Source organism: Polaromonas sp. (assembly GCF_018780625.1).
GTDB lineage: Bacteria > Pseudomonadota > Gammaproteobacteria > Burkholderiales > Burkholderiaceae_C > Polaromonas.
Genome location: NZ_JADMJK010000139.1, coordinates 1 through 26,799 on the forward strand (window position 1 = coordinate 1; position 26,799 = coordinate 26,799).

Annotated in this window: 24 protein-coding genes and 1 pseudogene; 15 read left to right on the forward strand and 10 right to left on the reverse strand. The window is 64.5% G+C overall.

The window, feature by feature from the left end; all coding sequences use genetic code 11:
• Together IV091_RS12160 and IV091_RS12165 are read left to right on the forward strand one after the other, a co-directional pair.
• Positions 1-654: pseudogene (locus tag IV091_RS12160) on the forward strand (cobyric acid synthase CobQ); the annotation flags it as partial.
• 289 nt (positions 655-943) lie between these two features.
• Positions 944-2,158 (forward strand): MFS transporter, encoded by a 1,215-nt coding sequence (locus IV091_RS12165; protein WP_293469059.1) that lies wholly within the window; start codon positions 944-946, stop codon positions 2,156-2,158.
• 4 nt (positions 2,159-2,162) lie between these two features.
• Here the strand turns inward: IV091_RS12165 and IV091_RS12170 are convergent, their stop codons facing one another.
• Positions 2,163-3,125, reverse strand: coding sequence for a HipA domain-containing protein (locus IV091_RS12170; protein WP_293469061.1), 963 nt, complete (start codon positions 3,123-3,125; stop codon positions 2,163-2,165).
• Between the two features lie 208 nt (positions 3,126-3,333).
• On the opposite strand from IV091_RS12170, the gene IV091_RS12175 reads away from it, so the two are divergent.
• Both IV091_RS12175 and IV091_RS12180 read left to right on the forward strand, forming a co-directional pair.
• Positions 3,334-5,736: a transglycosylase domain-containing protein gene (locus tag IV091_RS12175; RefSeq protein WP_293469095.1), complete on the forward strand. Its 2,403-nt coding sequence runs from the start codon at positions 3,334-3,336 to the stop codon at positions 5,734-5,736.
• 87 nt (positions 5,737-5,823) lie between these two features.
• Positions 5,824-6,477 (forward strand): glutathione S-transferase, encoded by a 654-nt coding sequence (locus tag IV091_RS12180; RefSeq protein WP_293469062.1) that lies wholly within the window; start codon positions 5,824-5,826, stop codon positions 6,475-6,477.
• Positions 6,478-6,553: 76 nt separating this feature from the next.
• Here IV091_RS12180 and msrA read toward each other — a convergent pair whose 3' ends face one another.
• Positions 6,554-7,222: a peptide-methionine (S)-S-oxide reductase MsrA gene (gene msrA / locus IV091_RS12185; protein WP_293469097.1), complete on the reverse strand. Its 669-nt coding sequence runs from the start codon at positions 7,220-7,222 to the stop codon at positions 6,554-6,556.
• A gap of 173 nt (positions 7,223-7,395) precedes the next feature.
• On the opposite strand from msrA, the gene IV091_RS12190 reads away from it, so the two are divergent.
• A complete protein-coding gene (locus IV091_RS12190) occupies positions 7,396-8,181 on the forward strand; it encodes an NYN domain-containing protein (protein WP_293469063.1) in 786 nt (261 codons plus the stop codon).
• 26 nt (positions 8,182-8,207) lie between these two features.
• Here IV091_RS12190 and IV091_RS12195 read toward each other — a convergent pair whose 3' ends face one another.
• Positions 8,208-8,495, reverse strand: coding sequence for a DUF4389 domain-containing protein (locus IV091_RS12195; RefSeq protein ID WP_293469065.1), 288 nt, complete (start codon positions 8,493-8,495; stop codon positions 8,208-8,210).
• 18 nt (positions 8,496-8,513) lie between these two features.
• Positions 8,514-8,957, reverse strand: coding sequence for a universal stress protein (locus IV091_RS12200; protein WP_293469067.1), 444 nt, complete (start codon positions 8,955-8,957; stop codon positions 8,514-8,516).
• 172 nt (positions 8,958-9,129) lie between these two features.
• Here IV091_RS12200 and IV091_RS12205 point away from each other — a divergent pair, with 172 nt between their 5' ends.
• On the forward strand, positions 9,130-9,705 hold the full coding sequence (locus IV091_RS12205; RefSeq protein ID WP_293469069.1) for a hemerythrin domain-containing protein: 576 nt from the start codon (positions 9,130-9,132) through the stop codon (positions 9,703-9,705).
• Between the two features lie 9 nt (positions 9,706-9,714).
• Here IV091_RS12205 and IV091_RS12210 read toward each other — a convergent pair whose 3' ends face one another.
• Together IV091_RS12210 and IV091_RS12215 are read right to left on the reverse strand one after the other, a co-directional pair.
• Complete coding sequence (locus tag IV091_RS12210) at positions 9,715-12,789, reverse strand: FAD-binding and (Fe-S)-binding domain-containing protein (RefSeq protein WP_293469071.1); 3,075 nt, start codon at positions 12,787-12,789, stop codon at positions 9,715-9,717.
• A gap of 4 nt (positions 12,790-12,793) precedes the next feature.
• Positions 12,794-13,489, reverse strand: a complete 696-nt coding sequence (locus IV091_RS12215) for a GntR family transcriptional regulator (protein WP_293469073.1) — start codon at positions 13,487-13,489, stop codon at positions 12,794-12,796.
• Between the two features lie 126 nt (positions 13,490-13,615).
• Between IV091_RS12215 and IV091_RS12220 the strand changes: the two genes are divergently transcribed.
• From IV091_RS12220 to IV091_RS12235, 4 genes are all read left to right on the forward strand, one after another.
• Complete coding sequence (locus tag IV091_RS12220; RefSeq protein WP_293469075.1) at positions 13,616-14,836, forward strand: aminotransferase class V-fold PLP-dependent enzyme; 1,221 nt, start codon at positions 13,616-13,618, stop codon at positions 14,834-14,836.
• A 93-nt stretch (positions 14,837-14,929) separates the two neighbouring features.
• The gene (locus IV091_RS12225; RefSeq protein WP_293469077.1) at positions 14,930-15,904 is read left to right on the forward strand and encodes a tripartite tricarboxylate transporter substrate binding protein; all 975 of its coding nucleotides are present in this window, start codon (positions 14,930-14,932) and stop codon (positions 15,902-15,904) included.
• A 112-nt stretch (positions 15,905-16,016) separates the two neighbouring features.
• Complete coding sequence (locus tag IV091_RS12230; protein ID WP_293469079.1) at positions 16,017-17,216, forward strand: CoA transferase; 1,200 nt, start codon at positions 16,017-16,019, stop codon at positions 17,214-17,216.
• Entirely contained in the window at positions 17,213-17,989 is a 777-nt protein-coding gene (locus tag IV091_RS12235) for an enoyl-CoA hydratase/isomerase family protein (protein ID WP_293469081.1), read from the forward strand. Before IV091_RS12230 ends, IV091_RS12235 begins: the two co-directional genes overlap by 4 nt.
• A 277-nt stretch (positions 17,990-18,266) precedes the next feature.
• Here IV091_RS12235 and nth read toward each other — a convergent pair whose 3' ends face one another.
• Positions 18,267-18,911 carry an endonuclease III gene (gene nth, locus IV091_RS12240; protein ID WP_293469083.1) on the reverse strand — a complete coding sequence of 215 codons (645 nt, stop codon included), beginning with the start codon at positions 18,909-18,911 and terminating at the stop codon, positions 18,267-18,269.
• A 20-nt stretch (positions 18,912-18,931) separates the two neighbouring features.
• Here nth and IV091_RS12245 point away from each other — a divergent pair, with 20 nt between their 5' ends.
• From IV091_RS12245 to IV091_RS12260, 4 genes are all read left to right on the forward strand, one after another.
• Complete coding sequence (locus IV091_RS12245) at positions 18,932-20,122, forward strand: PLP-dependent aminotransferase family protein (RefSeq protein WP_293469099.1); 1,191 nt, start codon at positions 18,932-18,934, stop codon at positions 20,120-20,122.
• Between the two features lie 66 nt (positions 20,123-20,188).
• Complete coding sequence (locus IV091_RS12250) at positions 20,189-22,234, forward strand: transglycosylase domain-containing protein (protein ID WP_293469085.1); 2,046 nt, start codon at positions 20,189-20,191, stop codon at positions 22,232-22,234.
• Positions 22,235-22,274: 40 nt separating this feature from the next.
• Positions 22,275-22,637, forward strand: coding sequence for a translation initiation factor Sui1 (locus tag IV091_RS12255; RefSeq protein WP_293469101.1), 363 nt, complete (start codon positions 22,275-22,277; stop codon positions 22,635-22,637).
• 14 nt (positions 22,638-22,651) lie between these two features.
• A complete protein-coding gene (locus IV091_RS12260; RefSeq protein ID WP_293469087.1) occupies positions 22,652-22,864 on the forward strand; it encodes a DUF3820 family protein in 213 nt (70 codons plus the stop codon).
• 12 nt (positions 22,865-22,876) lie between these two features.
• Here IV091_RS12260 and IV091_RS12265 read toward each other — a convergent pair whose 3' ends face one another.
• Together IV091_RS12265 and IV091_RS12270 are read right to left on the reverse strand one after the other, a co-directional pair.
• Positions 22,877-23,608: an amino acid ABC transporter ATP-binding protein gene (locus IV091_RS12265; RefSeq protein WP_293469089.1), complete on the reverse strand. Its 732-nt coding sequence runs from the start codon at positions 23,606-23,608 to the stop codon at positions 22,877-22,879.
• On the reverse strand, positions 23,586-24,353 hold the full coding sequence (locus tag IV091_RS12270; protein ID WP_293469091.1) for an amino acid ABC transporter permease: 768 nt from the start codon (positions 24,351-24,353) through the stop codon (positions 23,586-23,588). The genes IV091_RS12265 and IV091_RS12270 overlap by 23 nt, the downstream gene beginning before the upstream one ends.
• 218 nt (positions 24,354-24,571) lie before the next feature.
• Here IV091_RS12270 and IV091_RS12275 point away from each other — a divergent pair, with 218 nt between their 5' ends.
• A complete protein-coding gene (locus IV091_RS12275; RefSeq protein WP_293469093.1) occupies positions 24,572-24,868 on the forward strand; it encodes an HNH endonuclease signature motif containing protein in 297 nt (98 codons plus the stop codon).
• Here IV091_RS12275 and IV091_RS12280 read toward each other — a convergent pair.
• Entirely contained in the window at positions 24,854-26,689 is a 1,836-nt protein-coding gene (locus tag IV091_RS12280) for an ABC transporter ATP-binding protein (protein WP_293469094.1), read from the reverse strand. The genes IV091_RS12275 and IV091_RS12280 overlap by 15 nt on opposite strands.
• Between the last annotated feature and the right edge of the window lie 110 nt (positions 26,690-26,799).

Sequence of the window (26,799 nt, forward strand, 5' to 3'; positions counted from 1 at the left end):
GAATTCCAGCCGCTCAAAAACGTGCCCGGCGTGCGCCTGAAATGGGTGCGCAGCCCGGCCGAGTTGCTGGATGCGGACTGGATCATCCTGCCCGGCTCGAAGGCGACCAGCGCCGACCTGGCCTGGCTGCGCGCGCAGGGGCTGGACCAGGCGATTGCCGCGCATGCGGGCCGGGGCGGCGCGGTGCTGGGCATTTGCGGCGGCCTGCAAATGCTGGGTGAAGCGCTGATCGACCCGCACGGCATCGACGGCAACGGCCCGGGCCTGGGGCTGCTGCCGGTGGTCACGCTGTTTGACGAAGCCAAGACCGTGCAGCACCGGCAGGCTGCATTTTTCGCCGTGCGCGGGCTGTGGGCCGGTTTGTCAGGCGCAGAGGTGCAGGGCTACGAAATCCACCATGGCCAGACCGCGCCGCATTCGGCCATGGCCGCTGCGGGCGACATCGCCTACCCGGTCATGCCCGAAGGCCTGGCCTGGCAAAACGGCGCGGGCAATGTGCTGGGCCTGTATTTGCACGGCATGTTTGAAGACCCGCGCGTGCTGCACGCGCTGTTTGGCGCCGCCACGCCCACGCTGGATTCGGTGTTTGACGGGCTGGCCGACTACATCGACGCCCATTTTGAGCCGGGCGTGTTGCAGTCGCTGATCGCTTGAGGCGTGCTGGATGGCGCTACTCTCCTGACAACGCAAGCCACCCATGCCCCCGAATCTGCGTTGCTCCTTCCCCCTTCCCCCTTCCCCCAAAGGAGGGAAGGAGAAAATCGGGGAGGCCGAGTACGCACAAGAAAACCGGGTGTTAATAGCTATTGAAAACATAGCATTTGAGTGCCTCGCGCAGCGCCAGCCCCTATACTGCCTGCGCAGCCAGCGCCACCCGCGCGCCGCGCCAAAATCCGGTGCTGTGTTACACGCCGCCCTACGCTGTTTGAACCATGGATCGCATGTGACCACCGCTCCTTCCCCTCTTTCTCCGGCAACGCGCCGCTCCATCTTGCTGCTGTCTTTTGCCACGTTTTCCAGCATGGCGGCGCAGCGCATTTGCGACGCCATGCTGCCCGAACTGTCGCGCGTTTTTTTCGTCAGCCTGGCGCAGGCGGCGCAGGTGGTGTCGGTGTTTGCCATCACCTACGGGGCGGCGCAGCTGGTGTTTGGCCCGCTCGGTGACCGGCTGGGCAAGTTTCGCGTGGTCACGTTTGCCGCGCTGGCGTGCAGCATCGGCAGCGTCCTGGCGGTCTTTTCCACCAGCCTGGACATGCTGGTGCTGGCGCGGCTGGTGACGGCGCTGGGCGCGGCGGCATTGATTCCGCTGTCGATGGCCTGGGTCGGCGATACCGTGCCGTCCGACCAGTTGCAGGAAACGCTGGCGCGGATTGGCGTGGGCACCACCCTGGGCATCGTGGGCGGCCAGCTGATGGGCGGCGTACTGACCGATGCGCTGGGCTGGCGCTGGCCGTTTGCCTTCATGGCCCTGCTGTTCACTGTTGTGGGGCTGCTGCTGCTGGCCGATTTTCGACGGCAGCAGGCCGCCTTGGGCGCGTCGCTCAAGCCCGGCCCGCAGGCGGCACGTCCTCCTTTCTTCAAGCAGGCGCTGGCCATCTTGACCGGCCGCTGGTCGCGCGTGGTGCTGCTGATGGCGATTGTGGAGGGCGCAGTCGGCTTTGGCGTGCTGGCCATGTGGGCCTCTCACCTGCACCGGTCGCTCGGCTTGCCGCTGTCGCTGGCCGGGGCCATCGTGGCGCTGTTTGGCATGGGCGGCATGCTGTACATGGCCGTGAGCCGCCACCTGATCCGCCGTTTTGGACAGCAGGGTCTGGTGTCCATCGGCGGGGCGCTGGTGGGCTTGTGCGCGCTGGTGCTGGCCTACACGCCGCACTGGCTGCCAGCGGTGCCGGCCAGCTTGCTCGCCGGTTTTGGGTTCTTCATGTTTCACAACACCATGCAGGCCAACGCCACGCAGATGGCGCCCCATGCGCGCGGCACGGCGGTGTCGCTGTTTGCCTCGTGCCTGTTCCTGGGCCAGTCGCTGGGGGTGGTGCTGGCGGCGGCGTTGATCGACCGGATCGGCACCGGTGCCGTGATTGCCTTGGGCGGTGGCGTCATGGCGCTGGAAGGCGTTTACTTTGCCTGGGCGCTGCGGCGGCGCGACGCGCGGGCCTGAGCTGTCAAGGGCTGCCCGCCAGGGCAGCACCCGCTTCCCACGCGCCCAGCGCGTAAACATGCTTGTCGCGCAGGCCCGCAACGCCTTCGGCCCACGCAGCCAGCATGCCCCGGCCTGTGTCGCTGAACGCGGGGTGCTGGTTCATGGCCTCCAGCACCTGCGGCGCAACGTCTGCCACGGCGTCACAGACCGCCTCGGCCATCAGGGCCTGCTCCTTGGGCGCAATGCCGAAGGCGGTGGCGATGAACTTTTGCAGGTTTCTGCCTGGTGTCCATGTTTTTTTGCCCATGAAGGCCAGCGCGGGCAGGTCGTCCGCCATGTCTGCGTAAGCCCGGGTGGTCAGCAGGCCGTGCGCGGGCGCCGCCTGCACGTCAGCGCGCGAGGTGTAGCGCAAGGCCAGCGTGCCGGCATGGCAGCGGGCGTTGCGCAGGGCGTAGCTCAGCAGCAAGCTGGTGGCCAGGTGGCGAAATACTTCGCCCCGGCGGCTACCGGGCACATGGTCGCGCACGGCCTGGGCTATTTTCTCCCAGCTGGCGTCGTGCTGGCCCAGCAGCACGCCAAAATCTTCCATGCCCCAGTGGGGATGGCCCTGCGCGTCCAGATCAAGGCGGAGAACCGTCAGGGTTTCGCCGTCGCTTGAGAGTTCGGTATGGGCGGTCAGCATCACGCGTTGGGCCACCTGCAGGCACAAGTGTTCGTTGAGCGCCGCAAAGGGCGGCTGCGGGGCAGGCTCGGTCTCGTTGCCCCTTGTCCGCGCCGCCACTTGCACCCGTCCCGGCGTGCTGCCGCCCAACAGGGGCCAATAGACGCCCTCGTCCAGCACATAGGGCTCGGTGCGCACGGGCAGGGTGAGCGATACAAAGTCGCCGGGCGCGGTGCCGGCATGGTAGGTCAACACGCTCTCAAGGCCGGCCGCTTGTTCCAGCACGGCCACGTCGCGGCCAAGGACGTAAACAGGAAATTTCATGATGGGGGGCTGGGTTTTGTGGTGAATGGTGAGATTCATCCGTGTTTTGTAAAAAGCCGCTTGATCCGGCAGCCCACGACTGTAAGTGCTTTTTCCGCCATGCGCCTCCCGCCAACCGCCAACCGCCAACCGCCTCCTCCCCGGGCGCCTGGCGTTACCGTCCTACACTTCCGGGATGCGCGCACTACTAGAATCCCCCATGATAAAAATGGCCTTGGCCCGTGCCAAACCCCTTGCCACCGAAGTACTTCGCCGCCTGCGGCACCCCACCCGGCGCGGCGTCGCCTTGTCGCTGGCTGCCTTGCCGGTGCTGGTGCTGCTCTACGTCCTGGTCCTGATTCCGTTCACGCCCAGCATTGGCGACCTGCGCAAAGCCAAGATCGAAAAGCCCGCCACGGTGCTCTCGGCCGACGGCAAGGAGCTGGCCGTGTTCAAGCGCGCCAACCGCGACTGGGTCAAGCTGGCCGACATCTCCCCCAGCGTGGTGGACGCGCTGATCTCCACCGAAGACCACCGCTTCTTTACGCACCACGGCATTGACTTCAGGCGCACCGCGTCGGCGGCGCTGCACACCTTTTCGGGCGACCGGCAGGGCGGCTCGACCATCACGCAGCAGTTGGCCCGCAACCTTTTCCCCGAGGAGGTCGGCCGGGCGCCCACGCTCACGCGCAAGATCAAGGAAGCCATCACGGCCCTGAAAATAGAGTCGGTCTATACCAAGAAGGAGATTCTGGAGACCTACCTCAACACCGTGCCTTTCCTGTACAACGCCTTCGGCATTGAAATGGCGGCCCGCACCTACTTCGACAAGTCGGCCGACAAGCTCGATGTGCTGGAAAGCGCCACGCTGATCGGCATGCTCAAGGGCACCAGCTACTACAACCCGGTGCTCAACCCCGAGCGCTCGGTGGAGCGCCGCAATACCGTGCTGGGCCAGATGCTCAAGCACGACAAGCTCAAAGCCGCGCGGTATGAGGTGCTCAAAAAAAGGCCGCTCAAGGTTGAATTTGAGCGGCAGACCGAGCTGCTCGGCCCGGCGCCCCACTTTACCCAGCAGTTGCGCCGCTGGCTGATTGATTGGGCTGACCGCAACGGCTACAACATCTTTGCCGACGGGCTGGTGGTGCGCACCACCATCGACTTCAGGCTGCAAAAAATGGCCAACGAAGCCGTGCTCCGCCAGGGTGACAGGTTGCAGGGCGTGGCCAGCCAGGAGTGGGGCCCCAAGGCGTGGGCCGCCAAAAAGAGCCTGGTGCAGGCCTTTGTGCGCGAGAGCGGCGACTACAAGGCGGCCAGGGAATCGGGCCTGAGTGAGGAGCAGGCGCTCAAGCAGGTGCAGGCCGACCCCGCGTTCCTGAGCAAATTGCGGCAGGATAAAACCCGCCTGCAAACCGGCTTTGTGGCGCTGGACCCGCGCAATGGCCATGTCATGGCCTGGGTCGGCAGCCGCGGGTTTTCCCAGGACCAGTTTGACCACGTCCAGCAGGCCCGCCGCCAGCCGGGCTCCACCTTCAAGCCCTTTGTCTACGGCGCCGCCTTTGAGCAGGGCGCGCTGCCCACCGACACTTTTATGGATGCGGCCGTTGAGATCCCGCTGGGCGGCGGCGCCGTCTGGCGGCCCACCGATGTCGGCGCGCCCAGCGGCGTGGCCATGAGCCTGCGGGACGGCTTGACGTATTCCAAAAACACCATCACAGCCCAGGTGATGCAAAGCGTGGGCCCGGCCAAGGTGGCCAAGCTGGCCGAGGCCATGGGCGTGCGGCAAAGCAAGCTTGAGCAAGTGCCTTCCCTGGCGCTGGGCACCAGCCCGGTCACCCTGAAGGAAATGGTGTCGGGCTACAGCACCATTGCCAACAGCGGCAAGTACATCGAACCCATCCTGGTCACGCGGATTGAAGACCGCAACGGCCGGGTGCTGGAACAGTTTGAGGCCAGTGCGCCCGACCAGGCCATGTCCACAGCCGCCGCCAACACCCTGCTCGACGTGATGCGCGGCGTCATCGACCGGGGCACCGGCAGCGCAATTCGCAGCCGCTACGGCATTCAGGCCGATGTGGCGGGCAAGACCGGCACCACCCAGGACAACACCGACGGCTGGTTCATCCTGATGCACCCGCACCTGGTGGCGGGCGCCTGGGTGGGATTTAACGACAACCGCGTGACCCTGAGCGACTACTGGGGCCAGGGCGCGCGCAGCGCGTTGCCCATCGTGGGCGACTTCTTCCAGCAGTCCTTGCGCGCAAGGGTGGTGGACCCCGATGCGCGCTTTGACGCGCCGCGCCTGGTCAGGGCACCGGCCCCGGCGCCTGTGGCCGAGCCCGAGGCTGAAGCCGAGGCCCAAACCGAACTGGCGCCCGAAGAGGCCCCGCCCATGCCGCCCGATGCGCAGCCCGAATACCGCCAGGATAACTACCCGAGTCGGCCGCCGCCGCCGGCCTACCAGAATTACCCCGGCAATCAGGGCAATCAGGGTTATCGTGGCCAGCAGGGCAATCAGGGGTATCCCGCCTACCCGCCGACGGAGCCCGCGCCGCAACTCCGGGAGTTTCCGCCCATCCCGCCGCCACCTCCACCCCCACCGGCTCTGGATCGCGGCTACTACGGCCGGTGAACGGGGCGGCTCGCCTTGTCTCCCCGGTTGCAGGGCGGGTGGCGGTCCCCGCATAAACTGGCCAGCTAACTTCAGGAGATTCCTTGTATGCTGACCCTTTGCGGCTTTCCGATTTCCAACTACTACAACAAGGTCAAGCTGGCACTGCTTGAAAAAGGCGTGCCTTTCAATGAAGAGGTGGTGCCGGTCTACAGCACGCAAGATGCGGTGCTGGCGGCGTCCCCGCTGGCCAAGATCCCCTACATACGAACGCCGCAGGGTGGGCTGTGCGAGAGCCAGGCCATCATGGAATACATCGAGGCCGCCTACCCGCAGCCGCCGCTGCTGCCGGCCGACCCGTTTGCCGCTGCCAAGGTGCGCGAGCTGATCACCTTCATCGACCTGCACCTGGAACTGGTGGCGCGCGAACTCTACCCGCAGGCCTTTTTTGGCAGCACCGTGAGCGATTCCACCCAGACCCGTGTGCGCAAGAAGCTGGAAAAGAACATTGCCGCCTTCAAGCAGCTGGCCAGGTTTTCGCCGTATGTGGCAGGCGACACGTTCACCCAGGCCGACTGTGCCGCCTGGGCCAGCCTGCCGCTGGTGGGCATGGCCAGCCGCGCGGTGCTGGGCGAAGACCTGCTGCTGGCAGCCGGCGTGGACTACAAGCCCTACATCAAGCTGATGGGCGAGCGGCCATCGGTTCAAAAGGTGGCTGCTGACCGCAAGGCGGCGCAGGATAAATCCAGGGCCACGGCGTAACCGCGACGGCCATCAAAAAGAGGGCTATTTCCGTCATGCTGAACAGTGGCCTGAAACGTGACCACTTGAGGCCCGTTCAGTGACCGGCCACCAGCACCGGCGACGCGCGGTAGACCTCGGGCAGCATGGTTTTCAGGTTGGCAATTTTCGGCCTGTCGTAGGTGGCGATGTAGGCGTCGTGGGGGTTGCGCGTGGCGTAGTCCTGGTGGTGCGCTTCGGCCGGGTAAAAGGGCGAGGCCGACAGCGGCGTCAGCTGGGTCGCGATCTTGCGTGGAAACACCCCGGCCGCATCCAGTTGGGCAATGTAGCGCTCGGCCACCTGTAGCTGCTGCGCATCCTGGTAGAAAACGGCCGAACGGTATTGCGTGCCGTAGTCGGGCCCCTGGCGGTTTAGCTCGGTCGGGTCGTGTGCCACTGAAAAATAGACCTGCAGCAGCTTGCCGTAGGAAATCTGGCCGGGGTCGTAGGTCACCTGCACCGACTCGGCATGGCCGGTCTGGCCGGATACGACGCTGGCGTAATGGGCCGATTCCCTGGGGCCGCCTGCGTAGCCTGACACTGCGCTCAGCACGCCCCGGGTATGTTGAAACACTGCCTGCACGCCCCAAAAGCAGCCGCCGGCAAATACCGCTGTTTCGTGCGCGCCAGCCGGATTCGCCACCGCATCCAGCGCGGGCGGGGGCAGGCGAGTGGCCGCCTCCCCGGATTGGCGGCCCAGGTAAACCAGCGCAGCGGCGGCCACCATGGCCGCCAACACCAGCAGCTTGGCGGCCCGGCTGCCGGAGCTTTGGGGCGAGGGTCGGGCTGCATCGGATGGCGCGGTGGACATGAACAGGGCTCCGGGTGGTGAAGGGTGCTGTGGGAAGTTCGGCGCATGCGCCAGCGCGTTAGGATCTCCCCTTCAAACAAGGAGTCCTTATGCGCCAGCGCATCCGCGAAGAAGAAGCATCCGTTGCACTGTACTGGGATTTTGAAAACCTGCATGCCAGCCTGGCCGAGGCCCGGCAGGAGGGCGCCTACAGCAAGCAGGACAACCGCTTCAAGGTGCAGGAGCCGCTGATCGACGTGCAGGCGGTGGTGGAACTGGCGGCCTCGTTCGGCCCGATTGCCATCAACCGGGCCTACTGCAACTGGCAGTATTTCAGCCGCTACCGCGACGCGCTGCTGCAATGCGCGGTCGAGCTGATCCAGCTATTTCCGCCCGGCGGCTCCGCCAAGAACGGCGCCGACATCAAGCTGTGCCTGGACGCCATGGAAGACCTGGGCCGCTTTGGCCACATTGGTACCATCATGATTGTGGGCGGCGACAGCGACTTCATGCCAGTGTCGCAAAAGGTCAAGGCGGCGGGGCGCACACTGGTCGGCATCGGGGCGCGCAAAAACACCAACCGGCACTGGGCCAAGAGCTGCCACGAGTTCTGCTACTACGAAAGCCTGGCGGGCAGCACGGCGGCACCAGCCGATCTGCTGGCCGGGTCCGACCCGGCGGCCGAACTCTTCAAGCGCGCAGTTCGCCTGCTGGCCCAGACCCAGGGCGACGCGTGGGTCAGCCAGTCAGCGGTCTGGCACATGATCAAGCGCCTGGACGCGACCTTTGATCCGCAGGAACACGGGCATGCCAGCTTTTTAGCGATGCGCAAGGCCTTTGATGCCTGGGTGGAGGCCAGGGACGGCGCGTCTGAAACGCTGGTTCGGCTGCGCTAGATGCGGCCGGATGCTTGGCTGGATGCTTAAAAGCCTGAAAGCGCGTCAGACGCCGGCCATTCGTTGAACGGGAAGGGCAGCGACTCGGTGCCAAAGCACTCAAAGTCGGCAATCTGGGCCAGGTAGCGGCCCAGGCTGCGTCCAAAAAGCTTCAGCCGGCCGTTGGCCGAATCGGTGGCCAGTAGCAGTATGACTTGCACCACGGCCACACACAGCAGCAGCGACGCGGCCAGCTGGAAAGCGACCGCCAGCAACAGCATCAACAGCAGCCGCACCCCCAGCTTGCGCGGCGCGGGCACGGACAACTCGTTCATGGCGTTCTCCTTGCCTCCTTAACGGGCCACCAGCACCGGCACCGGTGACTCGGCCACGACCTTGGCCGCCACGCTGCCCAGCATCAGCCGGGCCAGGCCGCTGCGGCCGTGCGAGCCCACCACGATCAGGTCTGCGCCTTCGTCCTTGGCGGTCTGCACAACGCCGGCTGACGCGGTAACGTTTTCCACCACGCGCAACTGCAGGTCCACAGGCGCACCCTCACCCTGGCTGCACAGGGCCGACACCTTGGCATGTGCTTTGGCGGCATGCTCCTGGGCGGCCGACATGTAGGCCTGAAAGCCCATCGGGTTGGCTTCGCCGATGCTCATGTACGGGTAGGGATCGATGACGAACAGCGCCGTCAGTTTGGCACCCTGCACGCGCGCCATGCTGATCGCCAGTTGTGCGGCGTGTTCGGAGGCATCCGAGCCGTCGGTCGCCAGTAAGATGTGCTTGAACATGCTTGTCTTTCTTTTTAGTGGTGGAAAGTATGGACTTTAGCCTCATGGTGGGGCCTGCGCGTGCAGTGTTTATTGATGTGCGTCAAACCTCCCGCAAGATGCGGCCGCTACATTTTAAAAAAGCGATGCTTTGCCAACTGAAAGGCGCAGCCGTTAAACGAGGCGGACTTACATGACAGGTCATCACCCCATCCCCACGCAGAGCGAGCCCGCCGATGAAAACCCGGTGGACCTTGACGTGCCGCTGGCCGGCTTTTCGCAATGCCACGTCGGCATCTTGTCGCAGTTGCAGGCCTTTGAACAACTGCCCGTGCTGCAGGCGGCCGCAGCGCAGGCCTGCACGGTGGCGCACCACACGCTGGATTTATTCAAGTTCTCGGTCGTCGGGCACCACGCCGATGAGGAAAACGAGTTGTTTCCGGCTGTGCTGCGCAGCGCCACCCCGGGCCCCGAGGCGCAGCGCGTCCAGTCCCTGGTGGAGCGCCTGACGGCGGAGCATCGCATGATCGAATCGTGCTGGAAAAAGCTGGCTCCTGCGGTCAAGGCCGCGGCCCAGTCCCTGCCCGGCGACCTTGATCCGGCGGCGGTGCACGACCTGGTGCAGCGCTACACGGCGCACGCACTGTTTGAAGAGCAGGAGTTCTTGCCGCTGGCACAAACCATTTTGGCGCGCAATGGCAATCACCTGGACAAACTGGCGCAGTCCCTGAATTTGCGGCCTGCGCCGCATGGGGTGCGGCCGGTCTAGCGCCGCGCTTCAATCCTGCAGCTGGCGCGCCAGCAGCGCTGCCACGTGAATCGCTTCGCGCTGGGCGCCGTCTTTGATCTGGTGCCGGCAACTGGTGCCGTCGGCCACCACAATGGCGCCCGGCTGCTTGCGCACGGCGGGCAGCAGGCTCAGTTCGGCCATCTGCATGGACACGTCATAGTGGCTGGCCTCGTAGCCAAAGCTGCCCGCCATGCCGCAGCAACTCGACTCGATCAGTTCGGGCTGGGCGCCCGGAATCAGCTTGAGCACGTCGATGATAGGGCTCACCGCGCCAAAGGCTTTCTGGTGGCAGTGGCCGTGCAGCAGGATCGGCTGGCTGGTCGGCTTGAGCCGGGCCTTCAGCGTTTCAAGCTTTCCGGCAGCCGCTTCTCTAGCCAAAAACTCTTCCAGCAGCAGCGCCTGCCCGCTGATAGTTTGCGCTGCGTCGCCCAGGCCCATCACCAGCATTTCGTCGCGCATCGTCAACAGGCAAGACGGCTCCAGCCCGACGATGGCAATGCCTTTTTCGGCAAACGGGAGCAGCGCGGCGACCAGCTCGCTGGCCTTGGCCTTGGCCTTGTCGACCATTCCGCTGGCAAGATAGGTGCGGCCGCAGCACAGGCTTTTGCCATCTGCGACGGTTTTGGTCGCTATATGCACCTTGTAGCCGGCCGCTTGCAGTACTTTCAATGCTGAACTGGCGTTGTCGGACTCAAAATAACCATTGAAGGTGTCCACAAACAGCACCACGGGCTTGGCGGCCGCCAGCACTTCTTCGCGGCTGGCGCCCACAGCGCCTGAGTTGAAGAAGGTCTGGGTCTTCCACTGCGGCAGTGTGCGCCTGGCGGAAAATCCAACCATTTTTTCGCTGAGCGCGGCCAGGCCGGGAATCTTGTCGCGCAGGTTGAGCAGCGGCGCCAGGCGGCTGGCCCAGTGGGCGTAGTCAGGCAGGTGGGCGACCAGCTTGTCTTTCAGCGTGTAGCCGTGCTTGCCCTTGTAGTGGTGCAAAAACTCGATTTTCATCTTGGCCATGTCCACGCCGGTCGGGCAGTCGCGCTTGCAGCCTTTGCAGCCCACGCACAATTCCAGCGCTTCCTGCACCGCGTCGCTGGTGAAGGCGTCCTCGGCCTTGATGCCTTCCAGCTGGCCTGACAAGGCCAGGCGCAGCGTGTTGGCGCGGCCGCGCGTCAGGTGCTTTTCGTCGCGCGTGACGCGGTAGCTGGGGCACATGGTGCCCGCATCAAACTTGCGGCAGGTGCCGTTGTTATTGCACATTTCCACGGCCTTGGCAAAGCCTTGGGCCGGGTCGCCGCCGCTGCCGGGCGCGCTGGTTTGCTCGGTCACCGGGTCGTTCTGCACGTTCCAGGCGCTCCAGTCGAGCGCGGTCTTGATCGGAATGACCTTGTAGCTGGGCGCAAAGCGCATCAGGCGCGTGTCGTCCATCTTGGGCGGGTTGACGATGCGCTGCGGGCAGAGCAGGTTGAGCGGATCCAGGTAATTCTTGATCTGCGCAAACGCGTCGTTGATCCTGGGGCCAAACTGCCATTCGATCCACTCGCCCCGGCACAGGCCGTCGCCATGCTCGCCGCTGTAGGCGCCCTTGTAGTGGCGCACCAGTTCCGAGGCTTCTTCGGCAATCGCGCGCATTTTGTCCGCGCCCTGGCGGCGCATGTCCAGAATGGGCCGTACATGCAGCGTGCCGACCGACGCATGGGCATACCAGGTGCCCTTGCTGCCATGCTTGCGGAACACCTGCGTCAGCGCATCGGTGTATTCGGCCAGGTGCACCAGCGGCACGGCGCAGTCCTCGATAAAGCTGACCGGCTTGCCGTCGCCCTTGAGGCTCATCATGATGTTGAGGCCCGCCTTGCGCACTTCCCACAGGTTTTTCTGCGGCGCGTCGTCGATCATCTCGACCACCGAGCCTGGCAGGCCCAACTCGCCCATCAACTCGACCAGTTGCCTGATCTTGGGCGTGAGTTCGGCTTTGGAGTTGCCCGAGAACTCCACCAGCAAGATCGCGTCGGGCTGGCCGATCAGCGCGGTCCGCACCGTAGGCGCAAACGCCGGGTTCTGCAGCGAGAGTTCAATCATCGTGCGGTCCACCAGCTCCACCGCCGTCAGCGTGCCGTCACCGAGCCTGGCGATGTGCTGGGCCGAGTCCATGGCCTGGTAAAACGTGGGGAAGTTCACCACGCCCAGCACCTTGGTGCGCGGCAGTTCTGCCAGCTGCAGCGTCAGCGACCGGGTCAGGCCCAGCGTGCCTTCGCTGCCAATCAGCAGGTGCGACAGGTTGACCGAACCGTCGGTTGTGTAGGGCTTTTCGTTCTGGTTGTTGAAGATGTCCAGGTTGTAGCCGGCCACCCGGCGCAGCACCTTGGGCCAGTGCGCCTGCAGTTCGGGCAGCAGCTGGTCGGACAGCGCCTTGACGTAATCGCCCAGCTGGCGCGCCGGGCCGGTGGCGGTGTCGTAACGCCCCAGTTCCAGCAGGCTGCCGTCCGAGCGCCAGGCGGTCGCGCCCAGCACGTTGTGCACCATGTTGCCGTAGGCAATGCTGCGGCTACCACACGAATTGTTGCCCGCCATGCCGCCCAGTGTGGCCTGCGCGCTGGTGGACACGTCCACCGGATACCACAGGCCGTGCGGTTTGAGCGCGGCATTGAGGTGGTCCAGCACGATGCCGGGCTCGACTTCTGCTGTGCGCGCCTGGGCATCCACGGCCAGGATGCTGCGCAGATGCTTGGCGTAGTCAATGACCAGGCCCGCGCCCACGGTCTGACCGCACTGGCTGGTGCCGCCGCCGCGCGCAACGATAGGCACTTGCAGGTCTCTGGAGATGTCGAGCGCCGTCTTGACATCGGCGGCTGTGCGCGGCACGAGCACGCCGACCGGTGCGACCTGGTAGATGGACGCATCGGTCGCGTAGCGGCCCCGGTCGGCGCCTGAAAACAGCACTTCGCCTTGCGTCTCGGCCGCCAGCCGGGCCGCCAGCCGGCCGGCGACTTCATTGCTGACGCGCGCCACGTTGTCGTAGGCGTGGGCGGCGGCTTCGCGGGTGATTTTCAGGGGCAGGGGAGCGTTCATTTTTTCAGGCTTTTGAAGGGGGCTGGGCGGCTGCGCCGGCTTCGCGCAGTTGCTGGATCACGGTGTCCAGCTTGTGGGCCAGGTGCTGGGACATGACGGCGCGCATGGCCGCCGGGTCGCGCGCGCTCAGCGCGGCCACCATCTGCTCATGCTCCTTGACGGCCTCGCGCCACTTGTCTTCGTTCTGGTTGGAGCGAAAGCGCAGCGCTTGCAGGCGTGCATTGACCTGGTTGTAGGTTTCCAGGAGCACCGGATTTTTGGCGGCGGCGTTGATGGCGCTGTGAATCGCCGAGTTCAGCCGGTAGTAAGCGGGCAGGTCCCGGCGGGTGTAAGCGGCCAGCATTTCAAAGTGCATGGCCTTGATTTCGTTCAGTTCGGACTCAAGGATGCGCTGGGCCGCCAGTTCGCCCGACTGGGCTTCGAGCCCGGCCATGACTTCAAAGGTGTTGAGTACATCGGCTTCGCTCAACTCGACGGCAATCGCGCCCCGGTTGGGCAGCAACTCAACCAGCCCTTCGGCGGCCAGCATCTTGATGGCTTCGCGCAGCGGCGTGCGCGAGACATTGAGTACCTCGCTGAGCTCGCGCTCATTGAGCTTGGCGCCGGGCGCAATGCGGTTTTCAACCAGCATCTGGCGCAGGCGATGCGCCACCTGCTCGTGCAGGGCGGCGCGCGGAATGGGAATGACTTCTGCTGGCATGGCCTAATTTTGTATGCAAAAAACAAATATGTCAAATCGAGTATTAACCCTAAATTACATAAAATTTTATTGACAAATGAATTTTGTATGCAAAAAATAGCGTCTTACTTCAGGAGAGCCCGCGACATGCTGACACTTGACTTTCATCCCACCGGCCGACACTTTTTGCAAATTCCAGGCCCTTCGCCGGTGCCAGACCGCATTTTGCGGGCCATGAGCCTGCCCACGATTGACCACCGCGGCCCCGAATTCGCCGCGCTGGGCTTGAAGGTGCTGGCCGATGTGAAGAAAATCTTCCAGACCCAGCAGCCCGTCATCATTTATCCGGCCTCCGGCACTGGCGCCTGGGAGGCAGCATTGGTCAACACCCTGAGCCCGGGCGACCAGGTGCTGATGGTTGAGACCGGTCACTTTGCCGCGCTGTGGCAAAAGCTGGCCGACCGGCTGGGGCTCAAAACCGAGGTCATGCGCCACCCCGGCGCCGAGGTCTGGCGCCACGGCGTTGATGCGGGTCAGATCGAGGCGCGGCTCAAGGCCGACACACAGCATGCCATCAAGGCGGTTTGCGTGGTGCACAACGAAACCTCCACCGGCGTGACCAGCAACATCGCTGCGGTGCGCAAGGCCATGGACGCGGCCAGACACCCGGCTCTGCTGCTGGTGGACACCATTTCGGGCCTGGGGTCTGCCGACTACCGGCATGACGAGTGGGGCGTGGACGTGAGCATCAGCGGTTCGCAAAAAGGCCTGATGCTGCCGCCCGGCATCAGCTTTAACGCCGTGTCCGCGAAAGCCCTGGAGGCCAGCAAACGCGCCACGCTGCCCAAGGCGTTCTGGGCCTGGGACGAAATCATCGAGATGAACAAGTCCGGCTACTGGCCTTCCACGCCCAACACCAACCTGCTGTACGCGCTGAGCGAAGCCTGCGACATGCTGCTGGCGCATGGACTGGAAGCGGTGTTTGCGCGCCACCAGCGCTGGGCCGTGGGCGTGCGCGCCGCCGTCCGGGCCTGGGGCCTGCAGATTCAGTGCGCCGATGCAGCCGTGTATTCGCCGGTGCTGACCGGCGTGATGATGCCCGCCGGCATTGACGCCGATGCGGTGCGCAAGATTATTTACGAGCGCTTTGACTGCTCGCTGGGCACCGGGCTGGGCAAGGTGAAGGGAAAAATGTTCCGCATTGGCCACTTGGGCGACTGCAACGACCTGACGCTGATGGCGGCGCTGAGCGGCTGCGAGATGGGCCTGAAGCTGGCGGGCGTGAAGCTGGCAGGTTCTGGCGTACAAGCCGCGATGGACCACTTTTCAAGCCACGCCGCCGTGGTGCCAGAGCGCAAGGCGGCTTGAGGAAAAATTTGATTTTGCTATTGAGTTGGTAGCGCATCACGCCGATAGAGCGTGGGCTAGAGGTTGATTTCATTAACATCAGGAGACAAAACCATGCAACGCAGAACCTTCATCAGCGCCACTGGCGCCGCAGCCGCCACCCTTGCCGCTCCCAGCCTGTGGGCGCAGGCATTGCCCACCAATCCGATCCGCATCATTGTCGGTTTTGCGCCGGGCGGCGGCACCGACATCCTGGCCCGCGTGATCGGCCAGAAACTCGGTGAAATGTGGAAGACGCAGGTCATCGTCGAGAACAAGGCGGGCGCCTCGGGCACCATCGCCGCCGACTACGTGGCCAAGCAACCCGGTGACGGCACCACGCTGCTGATGGCCCACATCAACAGCCAGGCGATCACGCCTGCCCTGCAGAAGGTGAACTACGACGCGGCGAAGGACTTCCAGCCGGTCGTGCTGGTCGGCGTCACGCCCAACCTGCTGATCTGCAACGAAAACCAGCCCGCCAAGACCGTCAAGGACCTGGTCGAGCTGTGCCGCGCCAACCCCGGCAAGATCAGCTTCGGCTCGGCTGGCACCGGCAGCGCGCAGCACCTGGCGCTGGAGATGTTCATGCTGGCCGCCAATGTCAAGGCGATCCACGTGCCGTACAAGGGCTCTGGCCCCATGCTCACCGACCTGATAGGCGGCACTATCCAGTACAGCTTCGACACCATGACGGCGGCCACGCCCCATGTGAAAAGCGGCAAGGCGATTGCCCTTGCGCAGACACGCCTGCAGCGCGTGCCCGCCTACGCCAACGTGCCGACCATGGCCGAGTCGGGCTTCCCCGGCTTCGAGGCCACCACCTGGTACGGGCTCGCCGGCCCTGCAAAGATGCCGCTGGCCTTGGCCAAACGCATGAACGAAGACGTCAACAAGGTCATGCTGATGCCCGACGTGATGGAAAAGCTGGCCGCCTCCGGCGCCCAGGACGGCGGTGGCTCGACCGAGAAGTTCGGCGACTTCATGCGCGCCGAGCAGATCAAGTGGGCCAAGATCATCAAGGACGGCGGCGTCAAGGCTGAGAGTTGACTCCCCCCCGATATGGCCTCCGGCCATTTCCCCCTCAGGGGGCGCCATCTGCGGCCCGGCTAAGCCGGTTCCGCGCTGGCACTGAAACGGAAAACCGAACGGAACATCTCAGATGAAAAAACTTCCACTTGACGGTGTGCGCGTGCTGGACATCAGCCAGGTCATGGCGGGGCCGTTTGCCTGCATGCTGCTGGCCGACATGGGCGCCGACGTGATCAAGATCGAGCCGCCGGGCACCGGCGACCAGACGCGCGGCGCGATGGGGTTCAAGATGAAGGGGCCTGACAGCCTGGGCTTTTTGAACATGAACCGCAACAAGCGCAGCGTCGCGCTCAACCTCAAGTCCGAGGCCGGCCGCAAGGTGTTGCTGCAACTGGCCAAAGACGCCGACATCCTGATCGAGAACTACCGGCCCGGCGCGATGAAGCGCCTGGGCCTGGGCTACGAGGACCTCAAGGCCATCAACCCGCGCCTGGTCTACACCAGCATCTCCGGCTTTGGCCAGACCGGGCCGTGGGCCGACCGCCCGGGCTTCGACTTGATGGCGCAGGCCATGTCCGGCGTGATGAGCGTGACCGGCTATCCGGGCGGCCCGCCGGTCAAGGCCGGGGTGCCGGTGGCCGACATTGGCTGCGCGCTGTTCGCGATTTATGGCACCTTGTCGGCCTACATCGGCGCCAAGGCCAGCGGCGAGGGCCAGTACATCGACGCGGCGCTGTTCGACTCGGCCATGGCTTTTTCGGTCTGGGACATCTGCGACTACTGGGGCACGGGCAAGCCGCCCGAACCGCTGGGCACCTCCAACAAGATGACAGCGCCTTACCAGGCCATGGCCGCGTCCGACGGCTACTTCGTGATGGGGGCCAACAACCAGAAGCTGTGGCAGCTGCTGTGCACGGTAATGGACCGCAAGGAACTGCTGGACGACGTGCGCTTTGGCACGATTTCGCTGCGCCTGGCCAACCGCGCCGCACTGGAGGCGGAACTGGAGCGCACGTTCCGGCTGCACCCCAAGGATGACTGGGTCAAGCTGCTGCTTGCGTCCGGCATCCCGGCGGGGCCTATCCTGACTTATCCCGAGGCCTTCGAAGGCGAGCACGGGCGCGCGCGCCAGATGCGCATGGAGATTGACCACCCGATCGAGGGCAAGGTGCCCAACATCGGTTTTCCGGTGAAATTGTCCGGCACGCCGCAGCAAGTGCGCCGCCATCCACCGCTGCTGGGCGAACACACGGCCGAGGTGCTCACCGAACTGGGCCTGAGTCCGGACGAGCAGGCTGAGCTGGAGGCGCAGGGCGCGTTTGCAGCATGAGCCAGGGCGCGGTTCACCTCACGATCCAGGGCGGCGTGGCGGCGGTCACGTTCGACCGCCCGCAGGCGCGCAACGCCATGACCTGGTCCATGTACGAGCGGCTTGGCCAGATTTGCGGGGAATTGCAGGCCCATGCGGCAGTCCGCGTGGTCACGTTTCGCGGCGCGGGCGGCGAAGCGTTTGTGGCCGGCACCGACATTGAACAGTTCACCTCGTTTGGCAGCGGCGAGGACGGCGTGGCCTACGAGCAGCAGATCGACCAATGCATCCAGAAGCTCGAAGCGCTCCCCATGCCGACCGTGGCCGTGATCGAGGGCTGGGCGATTGGCGGCGGCCTGGCGATTGCCACGGCCTGTGATTTTCGCCTGGCCACGCCGGCGTCGCGCTTTGGCGTGCCGATTGCGCGGACTCTGGGGAACTGCCTGTCGGTGGCCAACCTGGCGCGGCTGAGCGCCGTGTTCGGCCTGCCGCGCGTCAAGCGCATGCTGATGCTGGCGGAAACACTGGCCGCCGATGAGGCGCTGGCCTGCGGTTTTTTGCTGCAGCTCAGCGAACCCGGCGAGATCGACGGCGCGCTGGCCCAACTGTGCGAACGCCTGGGCGCGCTGGCACCCGTGACGCAAAGCGTAGCCAAGGAAGGCCTGCGCCGGCTGGTCAGCCAGAACCTGCCGGCGGACGAGGACTTGATACGCCGCTGCTACGGCAGCGACGACTTCCGGGAAGGCGTGCAGGCTTTCGTGGGCAAGCGGCGCCCGGTCTGGAAAGGGACTTAGGGCGCAGGAAATGACAGGTATGCCCGTCATTCATATTTGTCATTGCCCCGCTTCGCTTTCCATGAACAGTCCCCGATTCGTCATCGCGAGCGAAGCGCGGCGATCCATAGCCGAAAAAGCGCAGTCATGGATTGCCGCACTTCGTTCGCAATGACAGAGATGGATTGAACCGGTTCATGGTTTGTGTGCCGTTCTGGAACGGAACGGGCGGCCTTGCGATGACGGCGCTATGTTGGTGCTTTCCACCGCCCTTAGCCTCAGGCGCTGAGCAAGCCCTTCAGGCCGCTGGCGGAGCGGTCTTGGGTATGTAGTCGCAAAAGGGCGCCACGCCGCATTGCCAGCACTTCGGCGTCCGTGCCACGCACACATAGCGCCCCAGCAGGATCAGCCAGTGGTGCGCATCGACCAGGTAGTGGGGCGGGATGCGCTTGAGCAGTTTTTGCTCGACTTCCAGCGGCGTTTTGCCCGGCGCCAGCCCGGTTCGGTTGCTGACCCGGAAAATGTGGGTGTCCACCGCCATGGTGGCCTCGCCAAACGCGGTGTTCAGCACCACGTTGGCGGTCTTGCGGCCTACGCCGGGCAGGGCCTCGAGCGCTTCCCGGGTGCGCGGCACCTGGCCGCCGTGCTGCTCCACCAGGATCTGGCAGGTCTGCATCAAATGCCTGGCCTTGCTGTGATACAGGCCAATGGTCTTGATATAGGACTCCAGCCCCTCCAGCCCGAGATCGAGTATTTTCTGCGGCGTGTTGGCCACCGGAAACAGCAGGCGCGTGGCCTTGTTCACGCTCACGTCGGTGGCTTGCGCCGACAGCAGCACGGCGACGAGCAGCTCAAACACGCTCGTATACTTCAATTCAGTCACGGGCTGCGGATTGGCTGCCTTCAACGCGGCAAAAAGCGGCTCGATGTTTTCCTTCTTCATAGACCAATTCTCCCATGCCCCTGCCATTCGCCGACCGCCTGAACAACGTCGAAACTTCCGCCATCCGGGAGCTTTTCAAACTGCTGGGCAAGCCCGGCATCATCAGTTTTGCGGGCGGTTTTCCAGACCCGGCCATGTTTGATGTGGACGGCATCCGCGAAGCTGTCAATGCCGCACTGACCGAAAACCCCGGCGCGGCGCTGCAGTACGGTGCCACCGAAGGCCATGGCCCCTTGCGCGAGCAGCTGGCCGCGTTCATGGCCAGCAAGGGCTGCACGGACGTGGCGCCTGACAACCTGATCGTCACCACCGGCAGCCAGCAGGCGCTGGACCTGATCGGCAAGACCATGATCAACCCGGGCGACAAGGTCATTGTCGAAGGGCCGACCTTCCTGGCCACGATCCAGTGCTTTCGCCTGTATGGCGCAGAAGTCATCAGCGCCCCGATTGACGCGCACGGCGTGAAGACCGACGCGCTTGAGCAGCTGATGGCCGAGCACAAGCCCAAGTTCGTGTACCTGATTCCCACCTTCGGCAACCCGAGCGGCGCGCTGCTGGGCCTGGAGCGCCGCAAACAGGTTCTGGAAATGGCCGTGCGGCACCAGACGCTGGTGGTGGAGGACGACCCGTACGGCGACCTTTATTTTGGCGAAGCGCCGCCGCCGTCCTTGCTGGCCCTGAGCGCCAGCGTGCCGGGCAGCCGCGACTTGCTGGTGCATTGCGGCTCGCTCAGCAAGGTGTTGTCGCCCGGCCTGCGTGTGGGCTGGATGATCGCCCCGCCGGCGCTGCTGGCCAATGCCGTCATGTGCAAGCAGTTCAGCGACGCCCATACCAGCACGTTTGCCCAGGCCACCGCCGCGCACTACCTGCAAGCGGGCCGCATGCCGGCCACGCTGGCCCATGTCCGCAAGGTGTACGGCGAGCGCGCAGCCGCCATGGGTGCGGCACTCAGGCGTGAGTTGGGCGCTGCCGTGTCGTTCGAGCAACCCCAGGGCGGCCTGTTCTTTTGGGCCAGCCTGACGGGCGAAGGCGGCAAAACCCGGGACGCCGGTGAGTTTGCCAAAAAGGCGATCGAGCAGCTGGTGGCTTTTGTGCCCGGCGCGCCGTTTTATGCGGCCCATCCCGACCTGAGCACGTTCAGGCTGAGTTTTGCGACGGCCGATGTGGCCAGGATAAACGAAGGCATGGAGCGGCTGGGCAGGGCGCTGTAGTCGGGGCAACCCGGCCATGCGGCGTGTCCCGGGGGCGGCTTTGTGTGCCGCCCTTAAAATCGCCCGATGAATCCTGCTCTCCAGCGCGCCGCCACCTTTGTCACAGCGCAATATCACCGCCTCATCCTCCTCATCAAGCGGTATCCGGTCCGGGCTGCCCTGGTGCTTCCGGCGTTGGCCGTGTTGTATGTGCTGGTGCTGATTCCCTTCACGCCCGGCATTGGCGACCTGCGCAAGGCCAAGTCCGAAGTGCCGTCGGTGCTGCTGGCTTCCAATGGCACGGTGCTGGCCGAGTACAAGCGCATCAACCGGCAGTGGGTGACGCTGGACAGGATTTCGCCGCATGTCATCAACGCGCTGATCTCCACCGAAGACCACCGGTTCTACGACCACCACGGCATTGACTTTCGCCGCACGGCGGGTGCGGTGCTCAGCACCCTGACGGGCGACTTGCAGGGCGGCTCCACCATCACGCAGCAACTGGCGCGCAACCTCTACCCCGAGGAAATCGGTCGCGCCACCAGCATCACGCGCAAGGTCAAGGAGGCCATCACCGCGCTCAAGATCGAGGCGGTGTATTCCAAGGCCGAAATCCTGGAGACCTACCTCAACACCGTGCCCTTTCTCTACAACGCCTTTGGCATCGAGATGGCGGCGCGCACCTACTTTGACAAATCCGCCGACAAGCTCGACGTGCTGGAAAGCGCCACGCTGATCGGCATGCTCAAGGGCACCAGCTACTACAACCCGGTGCTCAACCCCGCGCGTGCCAAGGAGCGCCGCAACCTGGTGCTCTCCCAGATGGCCAAGCGCGGCAAGCTGGACCCGGCCCGCCTGGAGGCGCTGACCAAGCGGCCGATGCGGCTGGATTTTGAGCGCCAGGTCGAACTGGTGGGTGCGGCCCCGCACGTGGCGCGGCATTTACGCAAGTGGCTGGTGGAGTGGGCCGACCGCAAAGGCTATGACATCCATGCCGACGGCCTGCGGGTGCGCACCACGCTGGACGCCCAGATTCAGAAGCTGGCCAACCAGGCGGTGGCGCGGCAGATGGCGCAACTGCAAAAGCTGGCCGACGGGCAGCGCAAGGCCGGGCAGGAGCGCACCCTGCTGCAAGCCGGTTTTTTGGCGCTGGACCCGCGCAGTGGTGCGGTGCGTGCCTGGGTGGGCAGCCGGGACTTTGCGCAGGAGCAGTTTGACCATGTCAGCCAGGCGCGCCGCCAGCCCGGCTCCACCTTCAAGCCTTTTGTCTATGGCGCCGCCTTCATGCAGGGCATGAGTCCGTTCGATACCTTCATCGACCAGCCGGTCGCCATTTCGTCGGGCGGCGGCGAGGTGTGGACACCCAGCGACGACGCGCCGCCCAGCGGCCAGCCCACCAGCTTGCGCGACGGACTGGTGTATTCCAAGAACACCATTACCGCCCAGCTGATGCAGCAAGTCGGCCCGGGCAAGGTGGGCCAACTGGCGCAGGCCATGGGCGTGCGCCAAAGCAAGCTGGACCTGGTGCCCTCGCTGGCGCTTGGCACCAGCCCGGTCACGCTGCTGGAAATGGTGGCCGCCTACGGCACCATTGCCAACGGCGGCCACTACCGTGCGCCGGTGCTGGTGGCCCGTGTGGAAGACCGCAACGGCCAATTGCTGGAAGCGTTTGAGCCGGTCATGGAACCCGAGCTGGCGATGCCGCGCGCGAAAGCGTTGATGCTGGTAGACGTGATGCGCGGCGTGATCGACCAGGGCACGGGCATGGCGATTCGCCAGCGCTACGGCATTCAGGCTGACGTGGCCGGCAAGACCGGTACCACGCAGGACAACACCGACGGCTGGTTCATCATGATGAACCCGCAACTGGTGGCGGGCGCCCGCGTCGGCTTTAACGACAACAGCCGCACCATGGGCGCCTGGGGCCAGGGCGCCCGCAGCGCGCTGCCCATGGTCGGGGACGTGTTCCAGCAAGCCTTTCGCAACCGCCTGCTGGACCAAAATGCCGAGTTCGACATCCCCCGCCCACGGCCGCAGCCACCGCCAGAACAGCAGCAGCAGCAGCAGCGCAACGACCCGATTGGTGAAATCGTCAACGACTTTTTTGGCCGGATCTTGAGGCAACTTCGATAAGGCCGCCTGCTCTGCCCAAACCGCATCTCACCACACCATGATGAAAAAAGCCTTCTCCAGCACCGGCCTCGTCTATTCCACCGACGCCGGACGCATGTGTCCCGACTGCCGCCAGCCCTTGTCGGCTTGCATTTGCAAACTGGCCAAACAAGTCCCCAAAACAGACGGCGTGGTGCGCGTCTCCAGAAGCACCAAGGGCCGTGGCGGCAAAACGGTCACGCTGGTCAATGGGCTGGCGCTGGACGCGCTGGCGCTGGCCCAGATGGCCAAGCAACTCAAAGCCGCTTGCGGCTCGGGCGGCACCGCCAAGGACGGGGTGATCGAAGTGCAGGGCGACCACTGCGAGGTGGTGATGCAGGCGCTGCAAAAGCAGGGCTACGTCGTCAAGCGGGCTGGCGGCTAAGGTGGGCGGCTAAAGTGCAGCCCGAAGACCTGCAGCGGCTGGTCACGGTGGAAATGCCTTATGGAAAATACAAGGGGCGGCTGATTGCCGACTTGCCCGGCAACTACCTGAACTGGTTTGCGCGTGAAGGCTTTCCCAAGGGAGACATCGGGCGGCTGCTGGCGCTGATGCAGGAAATTGACCACAACGGCTTGTCTCCCCTGCTGGAGCCGCTGCGCAAGCGTTAGGGCGGGGCGGGGCTAAAGCACCTTGCTCAGGAACTTGCGCGTGCGCTCTTCCTGGGGGCGGTCAAAAATATCGGCGGGCGTGCCTTCTTCCACCACCAGCCCCTCATCAATAAACAGCACGCGGTCGGCCACCTGGCGCGCAAAGCCCATCTCGTGCGTCACTACCACCATGGTCATGCCGTCTTCGGCCAGACTCTGCATCACGGCCAGCACTTCACCGACCATTTCCGGGTCCAGCGCCGAGGTGGGCTCGTCAAACAGCATGATGCGCGGCTGCATGGCCAGCGCGCGGGCAATGGCCACGCGCTGCTGCTGCCCGCCCGACAACTGGTTGGGGTAGGCATCCTTCTTCTCCAGCAGCCCGACCTTGTCGAGCAACTCGGTGGCGCGGACGCGGGCCTGCGCGGCCGTCAGCCCGCGCACCTTGGTGGGGGCCAGGGTAATGTTTTCCAGCACGGTTTTGTGCGGGAAAAGATTGAAGCGCTGAAACACCATGCCAATTTCCGAGCGCAGCGCATCGACATCGGTCCTGGCGTCGTGCACTGACACGCCATGCACCAGTACCTGACCGCCTGACGCTTCTTCGAGGCCATTGAGGCAGCGCAAAAACGTGCTTTTCCCGGAACCCGAAGGCCCAATGACACACACCACTTCCGACGCCTTGATGGCGCAGTCAATACCGCGCAGTACCGTCACACGGCCATATTGCTTGCTCAGTTTTTCAACGCGAATCACCTCGTCCATAGCGCTCCTCCAGTTTCTTGATTCCATAGGCCAGGCCCAGCGTCAGTACCCAGTACATGAGCGAGATCGTGAGGTAGGGTTCCCAGTAGCGCGAATAGGCACCGGCCACGGTTCGGGCCGCATAGGCCAGTTCGGCCAGGCCAATCGCCGACACCAGTGAGGAGTCCTTGAGCAGGGCGATGGCATTGTTGCCCAGCGCCGGCAGCATGCGGCGAAACGCCTGCGGCAGCACGACGTGAAACATGGTGCGCGGAAACGACATGCCCAGCGAGCGCGAGGCTTCGACCTGCCCCTTGTCAATCGACTGGATGCCGGCCCGGAATATTTCCGAAATATAAGCGCCCGCATTCAGCGTGAGCGCCACCACGCCCGACAAAAAGGCGCCATAGTTTTGCTTGATATGGCGCGCCGCATCGCCTGAGATGAGCAAGCCGTCGGTCTGGTTGACAAACAGCGGCAGCACCGCAAAGTGAATCAGCAAGATTTGCACAAACAGCGGCGTGCCCCGGAAAAAGCTGACAAAAACTGCAGCAGGCCAGCGCAACAGGTATTTGCAAAGCTGACGGGCCGGTGCGCGCCGCGATTCGGCCAGCCCCGCCAGACCGACCGCCAGGCCCAGCGCCGTGCCCTGCACGATGCAGATCACGGTGATCAGGATGGTCATCCACAGGCCTTGCCAGAACAAGCCCGCGTATTGATAAACGATGTCGGCGCGAAACCAGCCGAACCAGAGGACTTGCTCCATCACCAATGCGCTCCGTGCTTATTCGGCGGCCAGCGCTTGCGCGTGTACCAAAGGGGAGTCGGGTAAGTTCATGCGCGCGTCCAGAAAGAGGGTGACCGAAAAAAAGCCTGTGGCCCCGCAGGAAGCGCACAAACCAAAGTGCGCAATGGTAACGGTAATGCCAGTCAACCCATCGATCGTGGGCCGGGTGCATGGATTTTTCCCCGACAATGCCTCCCATGAGCAGCTTGGGCCATACCCGCATCAAAATCTACAGAACCGTGGCGCGGCAGCTGCACGGCACGGTGCCGTGCTGGGTCTGCGGCGAGCACGTCACGCCCGAGGCCGCCACGCTGGAGCACATTCAGCCGCTGTGCGAGGGCGGCAACAGCCATGCCGAGAATCTGGCCATCAGCCACGAGGTGTGCAACGGTCAGCGCCACGCAGTGGGCCGCGTTCCGGCGTCTGTGGCGGCACCGGGGCAGGTGCTCAGGCGTGGCCGCCCAGACACCCGCGCGCCGCTAGCCGTCGACTGAATCCGCCAGAAAACCGCCGCTCTGGTGCGCCCACAGCCGGGCATACAGGCCACCACTGGCCAGCAGCGTGCGGTGGTCGCCTTCTTCCACAATGCGGCCCTGGTCCAGCACAATCAGCCGGTCCATCGCGGCAATGGTGGACAAGCGGTGGGCAATCGCGATCACGGTCTTGCCCTGCATCAGCTTGTTCAGACTGCTTTGAATCGCCAGCTCGACTTCAGAGTCCAGCGCGCTGGTGGCTTCGTCAAGCAGCAAGATAGGCGCGTTTTTTAGCATCACCCTTGCAATCGCAATGCGCTGGCGCTGCCCACCCGACAGCTTGATGCCGCGCTCCCCCACCTGCGCGTCGTAGCCGCAGCGGCCCTGCAGGTCGGTCAGGCCGGCAATAAAGCCATCGGCTTCAGCCCCCTGGGCCGCGGCTTTCAGCTCGGCCTCGGTCGCGTCCGGGCGGCTGTAGGTGATGTTGTCGCGCACCGAGCGGTGCAGCAGCGAGGTGTCTTGCGTCACCATGCCAATGTGGCTGCGCAGGCTGTCTTGCGTGACGCCGGCAATGTCCTGCCCGTCAATCAGCACGCGGCCACTGTCCAGGTCGTGAAAGCGCAGCAGCAAATTCACCAGCGTCGATTTGCCGGCGCCAGAGCGGCCAATCAGCCCGATTTTTTCGCCCGGCTGGACGGTCAGCGTCAGTCCGTCAATCACCTGCTTGCTTTCGCCGTAGCCAAAACCGATCTGCTCAAAGCGGATTTCGCCGCGCGGCACGTCCAGCGCCGCAGCATGGGGCGCATCGACCACCGTGCGCTGGCGCGACAGCGTGTTGATGCCGTCCTGCACGGTGCCCACGCTTTCAAACAGGCTGGTCATCTCCCACATCACCCAGTGCGACATGCCCTGCAGCCGCAGCGCCATGGCAGTGGCGGCGGCCACGGCGCCGGCACCGACTTCGCCCAGGCTCCAGAGCCACAGCGAGGTGCCCGCCATGCCCAGAATCAGGCCCATGCTCAGGGTGTGATTGGTGATTTCAAACTGGCTGACCAGCCGCATCTGGCCGTAGCCGGTCTTCACGAATTCCTGCATGGCAGAGCGCACAAACGTCGCTTCGCGCCGCGAATGCGAGAACAGCTTGACCGTGGTGATGTTGGTGTAGGCGTCGGTGATGCGGCCTGTCATGAGCGAGCGCGCATCGGCCTGCTGCTTGCCGATGTGGCCCAGCCGCGGCACAAAGTAAAACAGCGCGGCCACGTACAGCGCCAGCCAGACCAGAAAAGGAAGCACCAGCCGGCGGTCAAACGCGCCCGCCAGCAGCGTCATGGTGGTGACATAGACGATCATGGCCACCAGCACATCGGCCAGCACAAACAGCGTGTCGCGCACCGCCAGCGCAGTCTGCATGACCTTGGTGGTCAGGCGGCCGGCAAATTCGTCCTGGTAGAACGCCATGCTCTGGCCCAGCATCAGCCGGTGAAAGTTCCAGCGCAGCCGCATCGGCAGGTTGACCGCCACGGTCTGGTGCTTGAGCGTGGTTTGCAGCGCCACCACCCCAATGCTGGCCACCACAATCCAGGCCAGCACTGTCAGCGTGCTGCCTTTCTCAGCCCACAGACGCTCGGGCTGGGTGGTCGCCAGCCAGTCCACAATGCGGCCCAGCATGGCAAACATTAGCGCCTCAAAGGCCGCCAGCGTGGCCGACAGCACGGCCATTGCCAGAATGAAGCCACGCGCGCCCCGGCTGCAGGCCCACAAAAAAGCCATGAATCCGGTGGGCGGCAGCGTCGGTTCGCCTTCAGGGTAGGCGTGCAGGAGTTTTTCGAATTTTTTAAACAAGGGCAAGGGAGCGCTTTCGGCCTTTCGGCACTGTGAAGGTGTTTTGGGGCGTTGATGAGGGCGTTATTCCGTTTCCGGAACCGGACTTCGATTCGTCATCGCGAGCGAAG